Source organism: Rhizobium sp. BK008 (assembly GCF_014197345.1).
In the GTDB taxonomy this organism is placed as follows: Bacteria; Pseudomonadota; Alphaproteobacteria; order Rhizobiales; family Rhizobiaceae; genus Rhizobium; species Rhizobium anhuiense.
This window is the reverse complement of the sequence record NZ_JACIFK010000001.1, coordinates 862999-879416: the sequence shown is the minus strand read 5'-3', so window position 1 is coordinate 879416 and position 16418 is coordinate 862999. Positions and strand designations below refer to the sequence as shown.

The following is a 16418-nucleotide window of genomic DNA, read 5'->3' as shown; positions in this document are numbered from 1 at the left end:
TGTTGCCGGCGCCGGCCGCCCCTCACAACGCATCCAGCGGGATCTTAAGATATCGCCGGCCGTTCTCCTCCGGCTCGGGCAGCCGCCCGCCGCGGATGTTGACCTGCAGCGCGTGCAGCATCAGCTTCGGCTTCGGCAGCGTGCGGTCGCGCGCCTGGCGCAGCGCCACAAAGCCGGCCTCGTCGATGCCCGATATATGCGGATTGGCGCGCTTCTGGGCGGCAACCGTGCTTTCCCAGCGCGGGTGGCGGCCACCCGGCTGATAGTCGTGACCGGAAAACAGCCGGGTCTCCTCGGGCAGCGACAGGATCGCCTGGATCGTGTGCCAGAGGGCGCTGGCGCTGCCGCCCGGGAAATCCGTGCGGGCGGTGCCGGAATCCGGCGTGAACACCGTATCGTGCACGAAGGCGGCGTCGCCGATTACATAGGTGATCGAGGCGAGGGTGTGCCCGGGCGAAAACATCACGCGGGCCTTGAGCGTGCCGATCTCGAACGTCTCGCCATCGGCACACAGCCGGTCCCATTGCGAGCCGTCGGTCGCGAGCGCCGGCCAATTGTAGATCTCCTTCCAGAGCGCCTGCACGTCGGTGACATGGGCGCCGATCGCCGTCGGCGCACCGGTCTTTCCCTTGAGGTAATACGCAGCGGAGAAATGATCGGCATGCGGATGCGTGTCGAGGATCCACTCGACCGTCAGCCCTTCGCTCTCGATATGGGCGAGGATGGCGTCGGCATTGGCCGTGCCCGTCGCCCCCGACATCTCGTCGAAATCGAGCACCGGGTCAATGATGGCGCAGCGTTTCGTCGCCGGGTCGGAAACGACATATTGCACACTGCAGGTGCGGGGCTCGAAGAAGGCCTTCACATGAGGTACCTGCCCTGCCCGCTTCTCCAGCCAGCGCCGCGCGCCGGCAAGATCGAAGCCGAGGCCTTGACCAAAGGCCTCGACATCCCCGGACTTCATCCGCCCGTCCAGCGCCTCGCCCAGCGCATAAAGCGTCAGCGCCCGTGTGCCGCTCTTGCAATGGGCGACGACCGGCCCCTTCGCCTCAGCTATCGCCGCCTGAAAGGCGCGGATATCGGCCTCGGTAATCTCGGCCCCCTTCACCGGCACGAAGCTGTAGGCGAGCCCGGCGGCGGCGGCTGAAGCCTTCTCCGCTGCATTACCGGGTTGCCCCGGCTCCTCGCCATCCGGCCGGGCATTGATGACGGCGGCAAAGCCGTCTGCCGCGAAAGCACCAAAGTCCGCGGCGCCGGGCTGCCCCGTCACCGATATCAGCTCATTGACCCTCACGGATGTCATCGAAGCCCCCGCGCTGCCCTCATCAGGCATTATCGCATGTATATCGACACAATCTCACAAGTATATTGCCGAGCGCAAGAATAGACCACTTGTCGCATCCCCGAGCTTGCCGCCGGCCCGCAAAGCCTGACGAAACCGGCGGGAGAGGCTCCTCATACTTCCGCCCGGCCCGGCTCCTCCGGTCAAAACGACAGCGTCGCAGCGCCCTCCTTGATCTCGGCATGCATGGCGCTGGCGCCGACGATGACGACACCGTCGAGCATGTCCTCCTGCGTGTAACCGCGCGAGGTCACGCAGGGCGGGCAGGCCCAGATCGTGCCGCCGCGCTGCTGGAAATTCTCGATCAGCATCGACAGCGGATCAAGCGGCGGCACATGTGTCATGCGCTGGCCACCCTTGCGCACCAGATCGATCCCGGTGCTGGTGAGGAACACCGAGACCTTCAGCCCGGCGGTGATGCCGCCATTGGCAATGGTGAAGGCGACGGAGGACAGTTCGGATTCGATGCCCTTGGTGATGAGCACGACCAGTTTGTCGCTTTGAGTTTGCATAGTATTCTCCCAGTGAATTGAAATGAACGCTCACCACGAGTGAGCGAGAACACCATAGGAGGGTGCGCGGGGCGCGTATTTGGCCGGGATGCGTGAAGCCTTGTCCGAAAATCCAGGCGTTGCGGGTGTCGTGCGCGACGACGTGTTGTCGGCGCTGCTTTCGACGATCCGCCTGTCGGGATCGCTGCAGTTCTGCTTCATGCCGACGGGCGACTGGCAGACGGATGCCGCGCCGGCCTTAGCAAACCTCTCGGCCAAGGCTTCGGGCACGATGCCTTTTCACATCGTCGTGGCCGGCAGCTGCTGGCTGAAGACGGAAGGGGAAGAGACCGATCTGGAGGCCGGAGACGTGCTGGTCTTCCCCTTCGGCACCGGACATCAGCTCGGCGCGGGAAGGGACGGCATGCTGGTGCTGCCGACGCGCGACCTGCCGCAGAAGCCCTGGCGTGAGATTCCCGTGCTGCGCTATGGCGAGGCGGCGCAAAGGGTGCGGCTGCTCTGCGGCTATCTGCAATGGGACGGCTTGAGCTTTGCGCCGCTGCGCCAGGCGCTGCCGAAAATGATCCATGTCAGGACACGGGCCGTCAATGACGGCGACTGGTTGCGCGCCACCATCCGCCAGATGATCGAGGAGGTCGACAGGCCGCGCGCCGGCGGAGTTTCCATGCTGCCGCGGCTGACTGAAATCGTGTTCATCGAGATCCTGCGCCATCAGATCATGATGGCCGAACCGCGCTCGGTCGGCTGGCTGGCAGCCCTTGCCGACCCCGCGCTGTCGCGCTGTCTCTCCCTCATTCACGACGATCCCAGACACGACTGGTCGCTGGAGGACCTCGCCTCAGCCTCCGGCCTGTCGCGCAGCGCCCTCGCCGACCGCTTCCAGGCGATGCTCTCGACCTCGCCCATCCGCTATATCAGGGACTGGCGGCTCTACCTCGCAAGTGTCGCCCTCGCCACCTCAGGTCAGCCTATCGCAACAATCGCCTACGACGCCGGCTACGCCACCGAAGCCGCCTTCAATCGCGCCTTCTCTCGCGCCTTCGCCACCCCGCCGGCGACGTGGCGGGCGATGGCGCGGGCCTAGAGTGTGATCGGCTCGGACAAGGTTGGCATGAGGAAGCCGCAACACTCATGGGTGGAAAAAATCAAAGGATGCGCTAATTAGAAGCACCATCAAAATCGGGAGCGCGCCTTGGATTCCGAATCCCCTCAGCCACTCACAACTCGCTTTCCTGTCGGTGGCGGGGAAATTGGCCGACTGATCCAGACCCGCGACTGGAGCAAGACGCCGCTCGGTCCTCTCGATCTCTGGCCGCAAAGTCTGAAGACGGCCACCAACATGCTCCTGCTCTCACCCGTGCCGATCGTTCTTCTCTGGGGCGAGGACGGCGTGATGATCTATAACGACGCCTATTCCGTCTTCGCCGGCAGCCGCCATCCGGATCTTCTCGGTTCCAAGGTCCGCGAGGGCTGGAGCGAAATTGCCGACTTCAACGACAATGTCATGAAAGTTGGGCTGTCCGGTAAAACGCTCGCCTACGAAAACCAGGAACTGACGCTGTTGCGCCACGGCAGCCCGGCTCCTGCCTGGATGAACCTCGACTATTCGCCCGTCCTCGACGAAAGTGGCAAACCCGCGGGCGTCATCGCGATCGTCGTCGAAACGACGAAAAGCGTCCTTGCCCAGCGGCGGCTGCGCGAGAGCGAAGAGCGGTTCAGGGCGTTCACTACGGCCACGACCGATATCGTCTATCGCATGAGCGCCGACTGGAAGGAGATGCAGCAGCTCGACGGTCGCAACGTTCTTGCCGACACCGCCAATCCGACTGTCGCCTGGCAGGAGGCCTATTTGTTTCCCGAGGACATTCCGGCGATCCAGGCGGTGATCGACGAGGCGATATCAAGCAAGGGTGTTTTCGAATGCGAGCATCGCGTCCGGCGGGCCGACGGCAGCACCGGGTGGGTGTTGTCACGGGCTGTTCCACTCCTGAACGACGCAGGCGCCATCGTCGAATGGTTTGGGGCCGCGACCGATATCACCGAGCGGCGACGCAAGCAGCAGCAGCTGGAACTTGTCGTTCATGAGCTCAATCATCGCGTTAAGAACAATCTGGCGATGGTGCAGGCTTTTGCGTACCGCACCTTCCGGGATGCCGACGACATCCCGCGTGCACTGGACAGTTTCACGGCGCGGCTGGTGTCGCTCGGCCGTGCCAATGATCTGCTGACGGGAGAACTGTGGAGCAGCGCGTCCCTGAAACAGACGCTCGACCAGGCGACAGTTCCGCATCGGCCGGATGGCGGGCGATGGGAGCTCACCGGAGACGATATCCGGGTTTCCGCAAAGACGGCGCTGGCGCTGACCATGGCCTTTCATGAACTCGGCACAAATGCCGTGCGCCACGGCGCATGGTCGAGTGATGGCGGCGCCGTCCGCGTCAGATGCTCCCTTCAAATCATCGACGACGGAACGCAACGCTACCGCATAGACTGGGACGAACATGGCGGACCGCCGGTCGAACAACCGAAGCGGAAGGGGTTCGGCACGGTCCTCATCCAGCGCGGCCTTGCCGCGGAGACGGGAGGCAATGTGGAGATTTCGTTTGCCGAACGGGGTTTTTCCTTCCGTCTCGACGCTCCGGCAGACCGTCTCCGGAACGAATGACATGGCCAAGCGTGTACTTGTCGTTGAAGATGAAATGACCATCGCCATGATGATCGAGGACATGCTGATGGACCTCGGTCACGAGGTCGTGGCGACCGCCGCGCGTTTGCCCTCGGCGCTGGAGGTTGCCGCCGATGGCAATCTCGATTTCGTCGTTCTCGATGTAAACCTCGCCGGCCATAAGTCATTTCCGGTGGCGGCGGTCCTTCAGCAGCGCGGTATCCCCTTCGCCTTCGCAACCGGATATGGGCCAGCGGGTATCGATCCCGCCTTTGCCGGCCGGCCGGTGCTGACCAAGCCATTCACATCAGCCGATCTCGCCGCCGTCATCGAAACCGTCAGCTGAGACCCAAGAGGGCCGACGCCCAAGTCCAAGAGCCGCCCCAATGAGACATGTTGTGGCGGGCGATGGCGAGGGCCGAACTGGATTCGATCGACACCCAGATGATCGATCAGCGCGGTTGCGGGCCTGTCAATCCGAGCGCCAGCGTAATGTCGTTGATGATCCCCAGTCGCGCTTCGATCACCGCGATTTTCTCAGGCGTATCGGCACTGCAAGCCTCGATATCGATGAACATTTGCTCGCAGCCGCCTGGCGTCACCGTGCCGAACATCTGGCCGGGTTCGTCGCCTATGTTTCGCCAGCTGTGCGGGACATGTGGCGGCAGAACGACGACGGTTCCCACAGGCGCGTCGAACGCTTCGTCGCCGCATTGGAATCGATAGAGCCCCCGGATGACCCGAAAGACTTCCGTCTCCCGCGTATGCGTGTGGGGAGCCGGACCATGACCCGGCGGTGTGAAGGTTTCCCACATGCCGAACGCGCCGCCGGTCTCGGCGGCCGTCGCATGAATGATGATCCTCGCGCCAAAGGGCGTCCTCGCCAGGCGCTCCTTGCCGGGTAAAGAGACGACGGCGTTCCTGAAACTTGACATACCCACCTCCCCTCGATTGCAATCTTTGGGCGGAGCCTGCCCCTCACCCTTGCGACGCCGGCTGATTGAGCATCGCTTCGATATTGTATCCGTCGGGATCGAGAACGAAGCAGGCATAATAGTTCTCTTCATATTCCGGCCGCGGACCGGGCGCGCCGTTGTCCCTCGCACCGGCTTCAAGCGCGGCTCGATAAAACGCCTCGACCTCCGCCCTGCTTTGGACCCGGAAGGCAACGTGCACACGCGTCAGAGGCGGCTTGTCGTCGGTGTGCTGGATCTCGAACAGACTGCCGCCGACATCGAAGGCCCAGAACACGCCCTCCTTCCCGAAGGTACGGCGATAGCCGAGGGGGGCGAGAGCACGTTCATAAAACAGCTTGCTCTTCTCGAGGTCACTCACTGCGATGGTGATATGATCAATCATGCCGTGCATCCCTATCGTTCCATCATCCCATCATAGGCGAAATCGCCGCGGCGGAAAAACAGACGACTGCTGGCGAAGGATGGATGCCAGATCAGCGGCCCTTGCCCCAACGGCGCGGGCTCGCCCATACCTCGTCTGCCACCTGCCCGCCGGACAGCAAAAGCCCCGCCAATCATTGACGGGGCTGTGCATGTTGAAAATCGGCCTGCATTACATCCTGGGAAGAATCAATGATCGCCTTCTGCAAATCGAATCCGCGCTTGCGTTTTGGATCCTTATGCCATCGACCTGCAGCCGACGCATCCGCGCAGCGGAATTTTCCGACTAGCGCATCGACATCAACTTCGTCATCAGCCCTGCCTTGATCTCGATCACAGGGCGATTGATCTGGGGATGGCCGAGTTTATCCCGGGGATAGCCGATGTCCCTCAGTTGATCCGGCGTCAGGTCCGCCATTGCCTTCCGTCTTACGACGCTCAGCCGCCACGTCCTCAGGGCGGCGACGATGATTGCTACGGCGTTCGGCTTGGCCCCGAACAACTGTCCTTTCGGCGCGCTGATGCCGGCATGCGTTTCCATGTGAGCCATTTTTCCGTCTCCCATTTTTCAGATTTGCAAGTGGGAGCCTGCCACGCCGGTGTTTTCGCGCCGTTCGGCTGAGCGTGAACGGGCGGGAAAACTTCGACAAGCCGCCGCTAAATCGGTGTTAAATCTGTCTGCCGAGATGTTAATCTGCGGTGGCGGTCGAAATCTGGGAGACGGTCTGTGCGCATCAGGTTGCTGGGTGGCCTCGAAGTGACGTCCCGGGAGCACCGGCAGGTCCGCTTCACCACGCGCAAAACGTCGCTTCTCTTTGCTGCCCTGGTGCTCGCCGGCCACCGCGGTCATCGCAGGGAACCGCTTTCCGAAGCCTTTTGGCCGGGACGAGGCAGTGATCAAGCTCGCAATAGTCTCCGGCAAGCGCTCGTCGATATCAGGCGATCGTTTCCAGCCGGCGGGGATGCCACCATCTACATCGATGGGGATCAAGAGACCATCGCGCTGATAACAGGTCCTGAAGAGACCGACATTTCGATCTTCGACCGTAAACTCGAGGCGGGCCGGACGGCCGATCTCGCCTTCGCCGCCGATCTCTATCGCGGCGAGGTGTTGGCAGGCGAAGCCATTCCGGACGGGCTGGATGAGTGGTTTCGACCCTACCGGAGCACATATCAACGGAAGGCGCTGCAGCTCGTGGAGCGACTGAGCCTCGCATTCTCCGAGCCGGGTTCCGGGGAAGAATCGGCCTGCGAAAGGCTCGCCGAAAGGCTATTGGCTGCGGACCCGACCATCGAGGGCGCCCATCGGGCACTGATACGGATACACACTCTCAGGGGTCACGAAAACGCCGCCCTGCGCCAGTTCGAAGCCTGCCGGGCATTTTTGAGGAAGCATCTTCAGGCAGAACCCGAGGCAGAAACCTCCTCCTTGGCTGCTTCGCTGCAATCGCGGCAGGGATCCGAATATCAGCGGAGCGCACCTGGCCCCGACCTCGTACCGCAGCCGCAGGCCATCTCAGCGCCGGCGAAACATCACGATCGGCCATCGGTTGCCGTATTGCCGTTTCAGAATCTGAGCGGCGACGCGGAGCAGGAATATTTCGCCGACGGCATCGTCGAGGACATCACCATCGCGCTTGCTCAATTCCGCCACCTCTACGTCATCGCGCGGAATTCGAGCTTCACCTACAAAGGTCAGGCGGTCGACATAAAGCAGGTCGGGCGCGAGTTGGACGTACGGTACGTGGTCGAAGGAAGCGTGCGCCGGACGGGTGACCGCCTGCGCATCGCAGGCCAGCTCATCGACACCTCGACCGGTGCGCACCTTTGGGCCGATCGTTTTGATGGAACCCTGGCGAATGTCTTCGATCTTCAGGATCAGGTCGCCTCGAGCATCGTCGGCGCCATAACGCCGAAAGTGGAGGAGGCTGAGATCGAGCGTGCCAAACGCAAGCCAACCGAGAGCCTCGACGCCTACGACTACTATCTCCGCGGCCTGGCGGCCTTCGACCGGACCATCACCAGCAGATCGGTCGTCGACGAAGCCTTGCGGCTGTTCATGAAGGCGGTCGAGCGCGACCCGGAATTCGCCATAGCCCATGCCCGGGCGGCGCGGTGTTACGCCACACGAAAGAGCAACGGCTGGATGGTCAATCCCGCAGAGGAAACTGCCGAAGCCACCCGACTGGCGAGGAGAGCTGTCGAACTCGGTTGGGACGATGCAGTTACGCTCTCCTACGGTGGATATGTCATCGGTTATGTCGGCGGGGACCTCGACGGCAGCGCGGCCTGTATCGATCGCGCGGTCTTTCTCAACCCGAACCTCGCCGCAGCACTCGGCGTCAGCAGCTGGGTGAAGGCGTGCCTGGGCGAGCCTGATATGGCCGTCGAACACGCCGCCCTTGCCATGCGCTTGAGCCCTTTGGATCCACGCCTGTTTGCCTGGCAGTTCAACACCGGGCTCGCGCATTTTTGCGCCGGCCGCTATGACGACGCTACAGCCTGGGCAGGAAAATCGCTACGCCACCAGCCGAACTACCCGAGCGCCATGCGCGTGATGGCGGCGGGCCAGGCCATGGCCGGGCGGATTGGCCAAGCCCAGGAAACGGTCGCTCGCCTGTGCCTGATGGATCCCGCGCTCCGGCTTTCCAACCTCGCCGACGTGCTCCCACCGTTCCGGCGGCCCGACGATCGTGCACGCTATATCGAGGCTCTCAGGATGGCGGGACTGCCGGCGTAGCGCCGTCCTCCGAGGATCGTCTCTGATCCAACGGAGATGCATTTATGAACCCAACTCATAAGCCCATGCCGATATCACCGGCTAATCGATACCAGCCTTTGCCCTTAGCTTACGACCGAACCTGAGGAGGACATCCGCATGATCAAACGTAGGCTCGGCCAAAGAGGCCCTGATGTATCGGCGATCGGTTTCGGCTGCATGGGGCTGAACTACCATCGCGGGCCGGCGGTGGAGCGCGGCGATGCCATTGCGCTCTTGCGGGCGGCGCACGAGCGGGGCGTGAGTTTCTTCGACACGGCAGAGGCCTACGGGCCGTTCACCAACGAGGATCTTGTCGGCGAGGCGCTGGCGCCGATCCGTGATGAGGTGGTGATCGCGACGAAATTCGGCTTCAAGGATGGCCGGCCGGAAGTCGGCCTGGATAGCCGGCCGGAACGCATCCGTGTGGTCGCAGAAGAAGCCCTCAAGCGGCTTCGCACCGATCGCATCGATATCTTCTACCAGCATCGGGTCGACCCTGCAGTACCGATCGAAGAGGTGGCAGGCACGGTGAAGGATCTGATCGGCGCCGGTAAAGTGCTGCATTTCGGCCTATCCGAAGCCGATGCCGGCTCTATCCGCCGCGCCCATGCCGTGCAGCCGGTCTCCGTGTTGCAAAGCGAATATTCGTTATGGTGGCGCAACCCCGAAGCGGAAATCCTGCCCGTCCTCGAAGAACTCGGAATCGGCTTCGTGCCCTATAGCCCGCTCGGCCGTGGCTTCCTCACCGGCAAGATGGATGAGAACACCAGTTTCGAAGGCGGCAACGACCACCGCAAGACCAATCCGCGCCTTTCGGCCGAAAACCGCAAGGCAAACCAGCCGGTGGTCGATGCAATCGAGGCAATTGCCGGCCGCAGGAAGGTGACCGCAGCCCAGGTCGCCATTGCCTGGCTGATGGCCCGCAAACCCTGGATCGTCCCTATTCCCGGCACCACCAAGCTGCACCGGCTGGAAGAAAATATCGCCGCCGCCGACATCACCTTCACATCGGAAGAACTGGCTGAGATCGACGCGGTGTTCTCAGGCATCGAGATCCACGGCGACCGCTACTCCGCAACGTCGACAGCCCGCGTCACGCGGTGAGCCGACGACACCGAGTTCGATGCGACAGCACGAACATCCTTGTCCCTCAGTGCGCCGGCGTCCGATGGATGCAGGGAGTGGCGCCTTCAGTCGTCAACCGTAAATCCCCATGCCGACGGCTCTATCAATTCGCGCGGCGGGAGCATTTCGTTGATGTCGACGGGACGGCGTTTGACCTCGACGGCGGTGTAGAATTCACCGTCCCCCATACCGAAATGCAGTTCCACTTTCAGGGGCACGCCATCCGGCGTCAAACATTCCATTTTGATCGCGTCTGCCGCGTCGGGCTTCATGTTGAACCAGGCGCAGGATTCACCAAGGTGATTATCCCTACGTTTCATGTCCGCATGGCCTGTTTCAGCGTCGAATTGATTGAACGGTCGTGCGGGATCAAGCGGTGAACGGAAGGCTTGAAGACTATATTCGCGCTTGGAGTAAATGACATTGATTCCCTGATTTTCGAGGTCGTTCCAAACCTTGAACCGCACCGATCCGTCCTTGCCGCGACGCTCTTCAGCTTGCCAGGGATAATGTCTGAATATTCTGAGGTCTGAGTCTATCCCCGCCATCTGGCTTCAAAATCGACGAGCGCGGCGGGTCTGTCCGGATAGTACCTGAGCGGCTTCAGCCAGAACCCGGGGTCGAAAAGCCTCTTCGGGGGCAGGACTTCGGAATCGGCAACAGGTGTTCGCTCGAGCTTGACCAATTGCGTTTCGGTCATAGGCTCCTTGAGCTCCTTGCTACTGAGCAATACCCTTGTGCCAATTTCAATGCCGTCACCTGACAGGCAACTGAGCCAGAGCGGTTCGGACGTGCTACTTTGCGAGGCCTTGCGGGTGATCTCCGACCATTTGCAAGCTTCACCAGCCTGATTGTCCGCGTCCCCGGTGTCCCTCGCTTCCCGCGGCGTGGTCTTGTCGATGAAGATCCCCGTAAAGTCCTCGTCACCGGTCTTTGTTGCCCACAACAAAACGTTATCGCGGGCGCTTCCATAGGCAATGCGTGTCCTATTGCTTATGACCTCCTCGACCCGGGTCCAGCCGTCGTGATGGACGACCGAACGCCAATATTCCTTCGGCTCATGATAGGCCTCTCGAACGGTCATCGACGCCCTGTAGTCCGGAACATTTCCGCTGGCGGAAAATGGGACGCCGCCGGCATCACTGGTGCCGGCCGGAAGCACCCCAGCGCCGCCCGCGAGTAAGAAGACCCACGCCACGACCCGTCTTTTCAAGATTGCACCTCGCCAATGTCTACAAGCAGAACAACTGCCAAATCAAAGCTTTGCACTCTGATTGACTCTCAAGAAAAATCCAATATTCATTCAAGCAAAAGTTGAGGGTTTATAAGTGAAAAGCATCTTTGCATATTCGATATTGGCAGCGGCGGTGATTTCGCTTTCGAGCTGCACGACAACCTCCGACAGCTTCAGACGCGAGTCCGCATCATTAACGGTACGCAGTGGTGAAAGGACGAGAGCGGGCCAAGTCTGGCGTATCCACAGCGATTGCAGCCTCGCCGATTACCCGCCTACGCATATCATCGAGCAGCCCAAGCATGGGCGTCTCCAGATTGTCCATGAACCGATATTTCCCCACGAAGCAAAGGGAAAACTGGCAAAATGCCGGACGGTCAAGGTGGGAGGCGTTGCTGGTTATTATACATCAAAGCCAGGCTACATCGGCAGTGACAGGTTCGTTGTTAGGTTCCCTGTTGGAGACGGGGAGATCAAGGAGATGGTGTTGAACGTGAGCGTCATGCAATAGCAGGCTGTTGAGATGGGGGTGGCGGTCTGCCACATCGAGCCATCACCTCCGAGAAAGTCACAAAACCACCTGCGAGAGGACGCGCCAACCGCTCTTCCGTCATGCTTGGGCTTGTCCCGAGCATCTGCATCCGGCGCCGCAGATCCTCGGCACAAGGCCTGACATGACGAAGAGCGGGGCGGCGTTCGCGTCAAACCTAAACCGCCCGCGAGAAAACGCGGACGGTTGCATTATCGTGCGGCATCCGCCTCAAGTGCGGATGATCAGTCCTGCCCCTGCAGGCGGTCCATCACCTGCAGCAGCAGATCCGCGCAGGCCTTCATCGGTTCGTCCTCGGCGCATTTCAGATCGATCCGGGTGTTTCCATCCTCGATCCGGAAATGCGCTGCCTTCGATGGCGGTAGCGGTGGCGGGCGATGACCGCGGAAGCCACGGAAGCCCATATCGCCTCTCCGACCATGCCAGCGGAAATCCGGGCGATCTCCCGGCCTCGCGTCCGGCCGGTCCGTCATCTGCTCATCGTCATCAGGAGCGGACGGAGACGGCGGCGGAGGCGGCGAGCCGGGTTCAGCCGCTGCGGGCGGAGTCGCGGCGGATGGCGGAGCCGGCGGCTGCTGGGCGAAGGCGGTGCCGGCCAGTGCGGCAAGGGCAAGGCCTGATAGCAGAAGTCGTTGCATGGAAACGTTCCTTTCGGAGTTATGAGGCGTGTCTGTTAACACCGCAGCGCGGCTTTGGTTCACGCCCGTCACGGCCTGTGATCGAAATCTGCAAACCGTCTGTGCGGAGGACCTTTCGGCGGACGCAGCGCTTCGGTTCGTCCGTCCTGGCGAACGAGGTAACTCGCATGCACAAAGCCGTCGTCGAAGCGGCCCTGGACGGTGACGGCCTCATCCTGGGTGACGAGTGCGCCACCCTCGCCGGCCCGACCGGTCTCAACAAGCGCCTTGCCGCTGTCGTCCTGCAGCACGAACTTGTTGCCGTAGATCTCGGCGACCTTGCCCTTGATGGTGACGAGGCTCGATACCGGCATGGTCGAAATCGCCACCGGCGTCATCGGCGCCATTTCGGGCGTGGGACGCATCATCTTCACGGCGCCGGCACCACCAGCAGCACCGATAACAAGCGCCACTGCGGCTGATATGACAGGGATCGCCAGCCGGCGCCGGCGGTGTCCTGGCGGCATCGGCGCGGCGGCACCTTCGGGATGTCCGTTGTCCTGGTTTTCATCAGGCATATATCTGCTCCTTGCTTCAGTAATGGCCGCAATCTAACCGCCACACCCCCTCGCCTGCCTGAACCTCTCCGTTCAGATTGAGTTAAGCTCGGCCCGATAGTTTTGGTCCGTCCCCGGCGATGCCCTATGAAAGCCCTGCCCATGCGCGTACTGCTCGTCGAAGATGACGAAGACCTGAGCGGCCGGATCGCCGCCGTGCTCCGATCGGAAAACTTCGTCGTCGATATTGCGCGCAACGGCGAGGACGCTCTCCATGCGGGACTGACCGAACTCTTTGATGTCGCAATCCTCGATCTCGGCCTGCCGAAGATCGATGGCGTCAGCGTGCTGAAGGGATGGCGCGAGGGTGATCGCAACCTGCCGGTTCTGGTGCTGACGGCGCGCGACGGTTGGCCGGACAAGGTCTCGAGCTTCAAGGCCGGCGCAGACGATTTCCTTGCCAAACCTTTCAAGGTGGAGGAACTGGTGCTGCGTCTGCGCGCCCTGGTGCGCCGGGCGTCCGGTCACGCCGCCTCGCGCCTTGTCTGCGGCGCGCTGGTCTTCGATGCCCAGCTCGGCACCTTCGAGCTCGACGGCCTGCCGCTGAAGCTGACGGCGCTGGAATGGCGGGTGCTCTCCTGCTTGATGCTGCGCAAGGAGATGATCGTCGACCGGCGCGAACTCACCGAGCGCGTCTATGACGGCGATGCCGAAGTCGACTCCAATTCCATCGAGGTCATCATCGCCCGCTTGCGCAAGAAGCTCGGGGCCAACAGCATCGAAACGGTGCGCGGCCGCGGCTATATGCTGACGGCAGCAGCGGCATCATGAAGGCCCCGTCCGTCAAGCCGAGATCGATCGCCGGCCGGCTGCTGATGTTTTCCGGCATCTTCGTGACGCTAGCGCTTGTCGTCGCCGCCATCGTACTCTGGCTGGCGCTGAAGACTGTGGTGCGCGAGCAGGTCGACCAGCGTTTGGACATTCAGATCAGCGCCCTCGCCGGCGCGGTGACGCGTGACGCTGGGGGAAGGCTCTCCCTCTCCGCACCGCTCGATGCGCCCCCCTTTGATCGCCTCTCATCCGGCTGGTACTGGCAGATCGATGACGGACAGCAGCGCCTGACCTCGCGCTCCCTGATGAACGGCACGATAGACGCGCCGCCACCCCGGCAGGATCTGCGCCATGTGCTGATGGGCATGCCGACATCAGGCAAGGGCGGTGATCGCGGAAGAGGACCGCTCTATCTTCGGCAGGCCATCCGCAGCATCGACGGAATGACGCTGACGATCACCGCGACGGCGCCGATGATCGCCCTCGTCGGCCCGGCACTGCGCGCCCTCTTCTGGCTGGTGCCCTGCATGCTGCTGCTCGGCCTCGTGCTGATGGCCGGCACGCTCTGGCAGATCCGCTTCGGCCTGCGCCCGCTGATATCCATGGCGGCCAATATCGATGCCATCAACCGGGGAGAACGCGGCCGCCTGCCCGATGAGGCGACAGTCGAACTTGCGCCGCTCTCACTGAAAACCAATGCGCTGCTGGAGGCCAACGAAGAGAGGCTTGCGGCAACGCGCATGCAGTTTGCCAACCTCGCCCACGGCCTCAAGACTCCGGTGGCGAGCCTGCTGCTGGCGCTCGACGAGCAAAACGACCCCAAAGGCGCATTACGCAGCCTCGCAGCCCGGATTGACAACAGGATCAAACATCATCTCGCCGCCGCCCGCCGGGTGATGGCCTCCTCGGACAATGTCGCCAGCACCGACGTGGCGGCATCGGTCGCCGATCTGCATCGGGCGATCGGTCAGATCCACGCCGAGCGCAAGATCGCCTTCGACACCGATATATCAGAGGGCCTTCGGGTCGCCTGCGACGAAAGCGATGTCGAGGAAATGCTCGGAAACCTGATCGACAACGCCTTCAAATGGGCCGCCTCGCGCGTCATCGTCCACGCCCGCCGCGACGGCCCGACCGCCCGCATCACCATCGAAGACGACGGCCCCGGCATCCCCCCGGACCGCCTCGCCGCTGTGCTGCTGCCGGGTGTGCGCGAGGACGAACATGTCCCGGGCAACGGGTTCGGACTCAGCATCGTCAATGAACTCGCGGGGCTTTACGGCGGCTCGCTGATGCTGGATGCGAATGGGGCGGCGGGGTTGCGGTGTGTATTGTGTTTGCCGGTGACTGTGGGATCGAGGCTGTAGGTTTCTTCTGCGTCGATGCAGAAATGGAGTCACAGCGCAATTTCATTCCGAGAGGCGTAAAACAAAACCCTACGCGGCGATTTTTTCAACAATATCGCCGCAAGCTACCTTCACGGCCTGTCCTTGAAGCATAATTGTCAGCTCTCGGCATGATGCTCCCTCCCTGAAAGGCACCGGCCGGGGGCCTTTCCCGACCATCTCCGCTCCATCCGAGACGTCTTTCGCCTCGCCTCTGCCTTGTTGCTCGCGTATCGTGAGGCACGATTCGCCGTCCGCAAACGAGGGTGGGCATGAACGAAACATCAAAGGAGAGCGCGATGTCGGACGCCAAGAGCGGCATTTCTGGACTACGGCCGCATATTACAGTCATCGGCGTCGGCGGCGGCGGTGGCAATGCGATCAACAATATGATCGCGGAAAAGCTGGCAGGTGTCGAATTCGTCGCCGCAAACACGGATGCCCAGGTGCTGGCCACCTCCAAGGCGACGCGCCGCATCCAGCTTGGCGCGAATGTGACGGAGGGTCTCGGCGCCGGTTCGCTGCCCGAGGTCGGCCATGCGGCTGCCGAAGAGTCGCTCGATGAGATCATGGATCACCTGGCCGGCTCGCACATGTGCTTCGTCACCGCCGGCATGGGCGGCGGCACCGGCACGGGTGCTGCACCCGTCATCGCCCGCGCTGCGCGTGCCGCCGGCATCCTGACGGTCGGCGTCGTCACCAAGCCCTTTACCTTCGAAGGCAACCGCCGCATGCGGATGGCGGAAATCGGCATCGAGGCGCTTCGCCAGGCGGCCGATACGGTCATCGTCATTCCCAATCAGAACCTCTTCCGCATCGCCGATGCGAAAACGACCTTCGCCGATGCCTTTATGACGGCCGACCGCGTGCTCTATGCGGGCGTTGGCTGCATTACCGATCTGATCGTCAAGGAAGGCCTGATCAACCTCGATTTTGCCGACGTGAAGTCGGTCATGTCAGGCATGGGCCGTGCGATGATGGGTACCGGCGAAGCCTCCGGTGAGAGCCGCGCGATGAAGGCGGCGGAAGCGGCAATTGCCAATCCGCTTCTCGACGATATCTCGATGCGGGGCGCCAGGGGCGTGCTGATCTCGATCTCCGGCGGTTCGGATATGACGCTGTTCGAAGTGGACGAGGCGGCAAGCCGCATTCGTGACGAAGTGCAGGAAGACGCCGATATCGTCGTCGGGGCGATCTTCGACCGCAGCCTCGACGGCAAGTTCCGCGTTTCGGTGGTAGCGACCGGCCTCGAAGGCAGCCCCCTGCCCGCATCCGCGCCTCACGCCGCCGAGCAGATCCAGACGCGCACGCTGCAGTAAGCGCAGCGGCGCGACATATCCGAGCACGACAGCCTGCCACGTCTTTTCAGACGCGCGGCGCTGTCGCGCTTCAATGTCATGCGCTCCGGGGAAATCGCTGCGATCACCGATCGTTGATTCGCG

17 protein-coding genes are annotated in these 16418 nt (G+C 62.3%); 8 read left to right on the top strand and 9 right to left on the bottom strand.

All coding sequences use genetic code 11. From position 1 onward, the window contains the following. Positions 1-22: 22 nt before the first annotated feature. Both blh and FHT69_RS04160 read right to left on the bottom strand, forming a co-directional pair. Positions 23-1303 carry a bifunctional sulfur transferase/dioxygenase Blh gene (gene blh / locus FHT69_RS04165; protein WP_183904951.1) on the bottom strand — a complete coding sequence of 427 codons (1281 nt, stop codon included), beginning with the start codon at positions 1301-1303 and terminating at the stop codon, positions 23-25. 182 nt (positions 1304-1485) lie between these two features. Further along, positions 1486-1854 carry a DsrE family protein gene (locus FHT69_RS04160; protein ID WP_063475164.1) on the bottom strand — a complete coding sequence of 123 codons (369 nt, stop codon included), beginning with the start codon at positions 1852-1854 and terminating at the stop codon, positions 1486-1488. An 88-nt stretch (positions 1855-1942) separates the two neighbouring features. Between FHT69_RS04160 and FHT69_RS04155 the strand changes: the two genes are divergently transcribed. The 3 genes from FHT69_RS04155 (at position 1943) to FHT69_RS04145 (ending at position 4865) form a co-directional block, all read left to right on the top strand. Next, positions 1943-2938, top strand: coding sequence for an AraC family transcriptional regulator (locus tag FHT69_RS04155; protein WP_127430363.1), 996 nt, complete (start codon positions 1943-1945; stop codon positions 2936-2938). A 108-nt stretch (positions 2939-3046) separates the two neighbouring features. Continuing rightward, entirely contained in the window at positions 3047-4519 is a 1473-nt protein-coding gene (locus FHT69_RS04150) for a sensor histidine kinase (RefSeq protein ID WP_063475165.1), read from the top strand. A gap of 1 nt (position 4520) precedes the next feature. Further along, positions 4521-4865, top strand: a complete 345-nt coding sequence (locus FHT69_RS04145) for a response regulator (RefSeq protein WP_047610589.1) — start codon at positions 4521-4523, stop codon at positions 4863-4865. Positions 4866-4971: 106 nt separating this feature from the next. On the opposite strand, the gene FHT69_RS04140 is transcribed toward FHT69_RS04145, so the two are convergent. From FHT69_RS04140 to FHT69_RS04130, 3 genes are all read right to left on the bottom strand, one after another. Next, a complete protein-coding gene (locus tag FHT69_RS04140) occupies positions 4972-5454 on the bottom strand; it encodes a cupin domain-containing protein (RefSeq protein WP_063475166.1) in 483 nt (160 codons plus the stop codon). 43 nt (positions 5455-5497) lie between these two features. Beyond that, a complete protein-coding gene (locus FHT69_RS04135) occupies positions 5498-5878 on the bottom strand; it encodes a VOC family protein (protein ID WP_047611701.1) in 381 nt (126 codons plus the stop codon). A 324-nt stretch (positions 5879-6202) separates the two neighbouring features. After that, complete coding sequence (locus FHT69_RS04130; protein ID WP_047610594.1) at positions 6203-6466, bottom strand: hypothetical protein; 264 nt, start codon at positions 6464-6466, stop codon at positions 6203-6205. A 177-nt stretch (positions 6467-6643) separates the two neighbouring features. Between FHT69_RS04130 and FHT69_RS04125 the strand changes: the two genes are divergently transcribed. Next, entirely contained in the window at positions 6644-8656 is a 2013-nt protein-coding gene (locus FHT69_RS04125; protein ID WP_183904950.1) for a BTAD domain-containing putative transcriptional regulator, read from the top strand. Between the two features lie 138 nt (positions 8657-8794). Further along, positions 8795-9781, top strand: a complete 987-nt coding sequence (locus tag FHT69_RS04120) for an aldo/keto reductase (RefSeq protein ID WP_183904949.1) — start codon at positions 8795-8797, stop codon at positions 9779-9781. A gap of 86 nt (positions 9782-9867) precedes the next feature. On the opposite strand, the gene FHT69_RS34060 is transcribed toward FHT69_RS04120, so the two are convergent. The 4 genes from FHT69_RS34060 to FHT69_RS04105 form a co-directional block, all read right to left on the bottom strand. Then, entirely contained in the window at positions 9868-10350 is a 483-nt protein-coding gene (locus FHT69_RS34060) for a hypothetical protein (RefSeq protein ID WP_246780691.1), read from the bottom strand. Continuing rightward, entirely contained in the window at positions 10338-11015 is a 678-nt protein-coding gene (locus FHT69_RS34055; protein WP_246780690.1) for a hypothetical protein, read from the bottom strand. Before FHT69_RS34055 ends, FHT69_RS34060 begins: the two co-directional genes overlap by 13 nt. A 795-nt stretch (positions 11016-11810) precedes the next feature. Beyond that, positions 11811-12224, bottom strand: coding sequence for a hypothetical protein (locus tag FHT69_RS04110; RefSeq protein ID WP_047610598.1), 414 nt, complete (start codon positions 12222-12224; stop codon positions 11811-11813). Between the two features lie 68 nt (positions 12225-12292). After that, the gene (locus tag FHT69_RS04105) at positions 12293-12781 is read right to left on the bottom strand and encodes a hypothetical protein (protein ID WP_097542254.1); all 489 of its coding nucleotides are present in this window, start codon (positions 12779-12781) and stop codon (positions 12293-12295) included. A gap of 141 nt (positions 12782-12922) precedes the next feature. Between FHT69_RS04105 and FHT69_RS04100 the strand changes: the two genes are divergently transcribed. The 3 genes from FHT69_RS04100 (at position 12923) to ftsZ (ending at position 16295) form a co-directional block, all read left to right on the top strand. Next, the gene (locus FHT69_RS04100; RefSeq protein WP_047611705.1) at positions 12923-13591 is read left to right on the top strand and encodes a response regulator transcription factor; all 669 of its coding nucleotides are present in this window, start codon (positions 12923-12925) and stop codon (positions 13589-13591) included. Then, positions 13588-14958, top strand: a complete 1371-nt coding sequence (locus FHT69_RS04095) for a sensor histidine kinase (RefSeq protein ID WP_183904948.1) — start codon at positions 13588-13590, stop codon at positions 14956-14958. Before FHT69_RS04100 ends, FHT69_RS04095 begins: the two co-directional genes overlap by 4 nt. A gap of 317 nt (positions 14959-15275) precedes the next feature. Beyond that, positions 15276-16295 (top strand): cell division protein FtsZ, encoded by a 1020-nt coding sequence (gene ftsZ / locus FHT69_RS04090; protein WP_017964879.1) that lies wholly within the window; start codon positions 15276-15278, stop codon positions 16293-16295. The last annotated feature ends 123 nt before the right edge of the window (positions 16296-16418 follow it).

Bases quoted from the DNA above. Each gene is read 5' to 3' on its own strand.
- FHT69_RS04100 (WP_047611705.1), top strand. From the start codon at position 12,923: ATGCGCGTACTGCTCGTCGAAGATGACGAAGACCTGAGCGGCCGGATC.
- FHT69_RS04130 (WP_047610594.1), bottom strand. From the start codon at position 6,466: ATGGCTCACATGGAAACGCATGCCGGCATCAGCGCGCCGAAAGGACAG.
- FHT69_RS04105 (WP_097542254.1), bottom strand. From the start codon at position 12,781: ATGCCTGATGAAAACCAGGACAACGGACATCCCGAAGGTGCCGCCGCG.
- FHT69_RS34060 (WP_246780691.1), bottom strand. From the start codon at position 10,350: ATGGCGGGGATAGACTCAGACCTCAGAATATTCAGACATTATCCCTGG.
- FHT69_RS04095 (WP_183904948.1), top strand. From the start codon at position 13,588: ATGAAGGCCCCGTCCGTCAAGCCGAGATCGATCGCCGGCCGGCTGCTG.
- FHT69_RS04155 (WP_127430363.1), top strand. From the start codon at position 1,943: ATGCGTGAAGCCTTGTCCGAAAATCCAGGCGTTGCGGGTGTCGTGCGC.
- ftsZ (WP_017964879.1), top strand. From the start codon at position 15,276: ATGTCGGACGCCAAGAGCGGCATTTCTGGACTACGGCCGCATATTACA.
- FHT69_RS04160 (WP_063475164.1), bottom strand. From the start codon at position 1,854: ATGCAAACTCAAAGCGACAAACTGGTCGTGCTCATCACCAAGGGCATC.
- FHT69_RS04145 (WP_047610589.1), top strand. From the start codon at position 4,521: ATGGCCAAGCGTGTACTTGTCGTTGAAGATGAAATGACCATCGCCATG.
- FHT69_RS04120 (WP_183904949.1), top strand. From the start codon at position 8,795: ATGATCAAACGTAGGCTCGGCCAAAGAGGCCCTGATGTATCGGCGATC.
- FHT69_RS04140 (WP_063475166.1), bottom strand. From the start codon at position 5,454: ATGTCAAGTTTCAGGAACGCCGTCGTCTCTTTACCCGGCAAGGAGCGC.
- blh (WP_183904951.1), bottom strand. From the start codon at position 1,303: ATGACATCCGTGAGGGTCAATGAGCTGATATCGGTGACGGGGCAGCCC.
- FHT69_RS04135 (WP_047611701.1), bottom strand. From the start codon at position 5,878: ATGATTGATCATATCACCATCGCAGTGAGTGACCTCGAGAAGAGCAAG.
- FHT69_RS04110 (WP_047610598.1), bottom strand. From the start codon at position 12,224: ATGCAACGACTTCTGCTATCAGGCCTTGCCCTTGCCGCACTGGCCGGC.